The sequence below is a fragment of the Mesorhizobium sp. A623 genome (assembly GCF_054489405.1).
Map to the genome: position 1 here is coordinate 1 of NZ_JBTMXB010000080.1, position 4,995 is coordinate 4,995.

General features: G+C 60.2%; 4 protein-coding genes and 2 pseudogenes. 4 read left to right on the forward strand and 2 right to left on the reverse strand.

Features of this window, described 5'->3' with window-relative positions:
* The coding region (locus tag ACX3P1_RS27655; protein WP_459082937.1) for an arginase family protein at window positions 1–606 on the forward strand (606 nt) is incomplete at its 5' end.
* A gap of 83 nt (window positions 607–689) precedes the next feature.
* Here ACX3P1_RS27655 and ACX3P1_RS27660 read toward each other — a convergent pair.
* Window positions 690–915 (reverse strand): annotated as a pseudogene (locus tag ACX3P1_RS27660) (DDE-type integrase/transposase/recombinase); the annotation flags it as partial.
* Between the two features lie 684 nt (window positions 916–1,599).
* Here ACX3P1_RS27660 and ACX3P1_RS27665 point away from each other — a divergent pair.
* Both ACX3P1_RS27665 and ACX3P1_RS27670 read left to right on the forward strand, forming a co-directional pair.
* Window positions 1,600–1,980 (forward strand): annotated as a pseudogene (locus ACX3P1_RS27665) (helix-turn-helix domain-containing protein); the annotation flags it as partial.
* 155 nt (window positions 1,981–2,135) lie between these two features.
* Window positions 2,136–2,546, forward strand: a complete 411-nt coding sequence (locus ACX3P1_RS27670; protein WP_459082939.1) for a VOC family protein — start codon at window positions 2,136–2,138, stop codon at window positions 2,544–2,546.
* Window positions 2,547–2,685: 139 nt separating this feature from the next.
* Here the strand turns inward: ACX3P1_RS27670 and ACX3P1_RS27675 are convergent, their stop codons facing one another.
* Window positions 2,686–3,258 carry a TetR/AcrR family transcriptional regulator gene (locus ACX3P1_RS27675; RefSeq protein ID WP_459082943.1) on the reverse strand — a complete coding sequence of 191 codons (573 nt, stop codon included), beginning with the start codon at window positions 3,256–3,258 and terminating at the stop codon, window positions 2,686–2,688.
* 143 nt (window positions 3,259–3,401) lie between these two features.
* Between ACX3P1_RS27675 and ACX3P1_RS27680 the strand changes: the two genes are divergently transcribed.
* Window positions 3,402–4,628: an MFS transporter gene (locus ACX3P1_RS27680; RefSeq protein WP_459082941.1), complete on the forward strand. Its 1,227-nt coding sequence runs from the start codon at window positions 3,402–3,404 to the stop codon at window positions 4,626–4,628.
* Window positions 4,629–4,995 lie beyond the last annotated feature (367 nt).

The window sequence follows — 4,995 nt, forward strand, 5'->3', positions numbered from 1 at the left end:
GCAGGTGCCCGGCCGCTGGTTGTCGGCGGCGATCATCTGATCACGCTGCCCATCCTGCGCGGCATCGCCAAGGAGCCAGCCGGCCTCATCCACTTCGATGCCCATTCCGACACCTATGACGAGTTCTTCGGCAACCGCTACAATCACGGCACCCCGTTCCGCCGTGCCGTCGAGGAAGGCCTGCTTGATCCCAAGCGCATGGTCCAGATCGGCATCAGGGGCGCAATCTCCGATGTGGAAAACTATGATTTCGCCCGCGAGGCCGGCATCCGCATCATCTTTATCGAGGAATTCATGGAGCGCGGCGTGGACGTGGTGATGGCCGAGGCGCGCGCGATCGTCGGCGACGCGCCCACCTATGTCTCGTTCGACATCGACGCGCTCGATCCGTCCTTTGCCCCGGGGACCGGCACCCCCGAGATCGGCGGTATCACGACGCGCGAAGCCCAGACGATGGTCCGCGCGCTCGCCGGCGTCGACATCATCGGCGCCGATCTGGTCGAGGTTTCGCCGCCGCTCGATCCTTCGGGCGTCACCGCGCTGACCGGCGCCACCCTCCTGTTCGAGCTTCTCTGCGTCATGGCGGTCCAAATGCTGGCTAAATGAGACTCATGCGCGGATATTGTCTTTTCGTTTTTATCAGGGAGTCGGCATCGTCACCGATAGGCAAAGTTGTTTTACAGGCAAGCCAGATTGCCCTTCGATCGGAACCGCTGCATCGTTCGCTCCCACTTTCGCAGCGGCACATGCGAATTTACTGCCCGGTTATTCAGGCCCTTATGGGATCGATGTTCGACAGTCTGCATGACCTCGCGATGCGCCGCACCATAGGAGCGCAACTTGTCGGTGATCATCCGCATCGGCGCGATGCCCAGCTTCTTCAGGAGCCGGGTCCAGCAGTCGCTTGGCAGCCTGGATTCTAAGACTCAATCTGGACCACCAGGGCCAGGTAGTTCACGCTCTGCGGTCGGACCATCCGCGCGAATTCGAGCTAACATTATCTGAATGGAGCGAAGAATGATCTCTCGAGGTATCGGTTATGTAGTTTCCAGTAAGGTTTATGGTCGTGATTCGTGTAGGCAGGACGAGAATTATTCGGACGGAGCTGGCTGGTGGCTAATCGGCAAGTGATGAAACTTAGCAAGCTGAACGCTGCAGCCTTTGCAGATAGAGATGCTTGGCCTACTATTGCCGCAAGAAACCCGGACGTGGCCCATGGCTTCAGAACAGTGGGGGAGCATCAAGATCGAGGCTAGGAAGTGCCGCCCGCCCTTCCTGCGCCGCCATTTCTGTCATCCCGAATTAACCGGCCTGGTGGACCGGATTATCGGCTATCGCGAGAGCGGCCGCACGCTTCATCATTCCGTCGAGATGGCCGCGCTGGTGGTGCCGCTCGTCATCAGTTGGGGCGAGCCCTTCGAAATTGCGTTTGGACGCGCGCCGACGCGCGAGGATACCTATGCGAGCTTCACCTCTGGTCTCTATCCCGGCCATGTGCTGATCAATTCAACCGGCGGCGCAGAATGCGTCCAAATCGACTTCACACCGCTTGGTGCCTACCGCGTTTTCGGGTTGCCGATGCACGAGATCTCCGGGTGGATGGTCCCGCTCGATGACCTTGCCGACCGGGAAATCGCAGTGTTGCGCGAGAAGCTCGGCGATGAGCCCGATTGGGACAGGCGGCTTCACCTGACTGAAGCGTTCGTGCGCGAAAGGCTCCAGCGCGCCGCGCCTGTCAGCCCGGCCATCACCTGGGCCTACGAGCATATCCTCTGGGGCCAATGCCCGGTGCGCGTCGGCGACATCGCCAAAAGGCTGGACTGGAGCCGCAAGCACCTTGCGGAACGCTTTCGCAAAGAGATCGGAACCGGCCCGAAAGCGGTCGCGCGCATGGTGCGGTTCAATCGGGCGCTTGCGCTCGCGCGGGCAACAAGTGGCCGCTGGGCCGAGATCGCGGCCGAATGCGGTTATGCCGACCAAGCCCATCTGGTGCGCGAGTTCCACGAATTCGCCGGAGAAAGCCCGGCCGCCTTGGCAAAAGCGCGCGGCCTGATCGCCGCAGGTAACATTCCTTCAATACGCTGCGAGCCGATGGTGCCAACATGGCGTATCGGTTCGAACAGAGGAGGACAATCATGGCCGAAACGACGGAAGCTCCACGCATCTATCCAACCTTCCGCTACCACAACGCGGCGAAGATGGTCGACTGGCTGCGGCAGGCTTTTGGCTTCACGCTACGCGTCAGATATGGCGAGGGAGACGAGGTGCATCATGCCGAACTCGCGCTCGGCTCGTCTATTATCATGCTTGGCCAAGTGCGCGACGACCAGTATGGCAGCATGGTGGGCGGTCCAGGTGAGAATGCTGGCAAGTCCGTCTATGTTGCGGTGGATAATACGGACGCGCTCTATATTCGCGCGATGGCGGCTGGCGCGACAATACTTGAGGAACCGGTCGACCGTGATTATGGCAGCCGCGACTTCATCTGCCGCGACCCGGAAGGCAACGTCTGGTCCTTCGGCACCTACTGGCCGAAGGTTAGCTAAAAGCAGCTTTAAGGTCGCGAAAGCCGATGCAGTCACCGGACAGGCATGGCCAATCGGGTCTCGCGAAAGTGAAGCATTAATGACACGCCCGTCCTGAAACGGGAGAGTTTCCGGTCCCACGGCGTGGCCTTGCGGGCCCTCAGCCATTCTTGACACGAAGCCCTTCAAGCAGGGTGCGAAAGCCTGCCACGGCCCTCCTGGAGGTTTCCTCGGGATTGTCGGAACTGGCAATCCATGTGGCTGCGTGGCTGCTGGCGCCGTTGATCAGCCGCGCGGCGCCCTCCGTATCGACGTCTACAAGCACACCATTGGCTTTGAGCTCATCCAAGCTTTCCTTCAGAGCCACGACACAGCCATTGGTGTTCGGCCACTGGGAAATGTCACCAAGAACCGCCGGCCCATCACGGAACATGATACGCTGGATCTCAGGCTCAAGCGCCATTTCGATATAGCCGATCCATTCATCGACCACACCTTGCCAGCGCGTTGGCGCACGTTCTGATATTTCCTTCAGGCGCGCAGTCATCTCTGAATCGATTTCCTCGATGACCGCCCGCAGCAGGCCCTGCTTGTCACCGAAGTGATGGTAGAGGGCGCCACGGGTCAATCCCACCTCCGCGGTAAACTCGTCCATGTTCGAATCGGCGTAGCCGACCGTGCCAAAAGTGTGCCGGGCGGCGGCAATCAGCTTCGCCCGGGTCTCGGCGATCATCCCCTTGCGCGTCTTTCGCACCGTGTTTTCCTTTGTTCACATACGTTTCGTATTTTAGTTGACATACGCAGCGTATATAATTATTTCACTCACATACGCTAAGTATATACGTGACGTGCGCTGCCGATCAAGGAGCCTCTCAAATGTCGAATCCCTATGCAGAAATATTCAGGGCGTCGGGAGCCAAGGGCTTCTCGGCGGCCGCGTTCATCGCACGCCTACCCGTAGCGATGGCGCCAATCGGTATCATCACCATGCTGTCCCAGACTTATGGCGAGTACTGGCTGGCTGGTGCCGTTTCGGCAACATTCGCCCTAACAAACGCATTTGTGTCGCCGCAACTATCCCGTCTTGTCGATCGCTTCGGCCAGGCCGCCGTTGTCGCCCCTGCGGCGCTCGTGTCGATCGCCGCCTTTCTGGTGCTGATTGCGGCCGTGAACCAGAGCTGGCCTGTCTGGACACTGTTCGCCTCTGCATTGGCCGCCTCGACGATGCCCAGCATATCGGCGATGGTTCGTGCCCGTTGGAGCGAAATGTTCCGCGATCGCCCGGAGATCAACACCGCCTTCGCCTTCGAGTCGGCTGCTGACGAGCTGATCTACATCGCGGGCGCCTCACTCTCGGTCGGTCTTTCCGTATCGCTTTTCCCGGAAGCCGGTATGCTCGCCAGCACCGCATTCCTTGCCTTTGGCACAGCTGCGTTTCTCCTGCAGCGGTCGACCGAACCGAAGGTGCGGGCGCTTGACAGTGATGCCCCACGGGGCTCGGCTATCTGGCTGCGTCCGGTTCAGATTGTCACGCTGGCGCTGGTCTTCGTCGGGGCGATCTTCGCCACGGCCGAAGTGACCTCGGTCGCCATCACGAAGGAACTTGGCCAGCCGGGTGCTGCAAGCCTTGTCATCGGCGTGTATGCGGTCGGATCGTTTGTGCTCGGCCTCGTCCTCGGCGCGATCAATCCTAAAATGCCTCTCCAGCGCCAGATGCTGATCGCCGTCAGCGTTCTCGCTCTGACTACCCTGCCTCTGTTGATTGCCGGCAGCTCGGTCGCGCTTCTCGCGGTTGCCATCTTCTTGAGCGGTGTCGCCATCTCGCCGACCTTCATCACGGCCTTCGGCCTGATCGAGCGGCGGGTTCCGGAGTCCATGCTGACCGAAGGCGTCACCTGGGTCATGACCGGCATCGGCATTGGCATGGCGCTAGGTTCATTCGTGTCGGGCTGGGTCGTCGACAACTACGGCGCACAGAACGGCTTCTGGGTATCTGTTGCGGCGGCGGCGGCAACCGTTTTGACCGTGGCTCTCGGCCAGCGCACCCTCTCCGGCAAGCAGACTGAAGTCGCTGCAGACAGACAACCTCAGCCGGCCGAGTAAGGGGAAACTGATCCACGCATAGGCAGTATATCAATACTCAAAGGCACGCCGCGAGACCCTAGCCGCGCGCCTGCATTTGAGTATCGAGCGCGGACCAGGTGACTGCCGTTTGCCCCGATAGGGCTTCGAGGCGATGGCATCCCCGCTAAGGTCAGTTCGACGCAAAATCGATAGCGGCCAGGCCCATGGCAATTTCGTCCTGCCCGACGCCGGCCAATGAAATCTCCGATAGTGGGGTGGACGTCAGTCAGTCAACGATCGTCGCAAAGGCGGGTGTCAGCCGTCTGACTAAGCTTTGGTGCACGGATCATTTATTGGCGATGGCGTAGTCGAGCGGCGACTGAAATAGCCGGTTCGTCATCTTCAT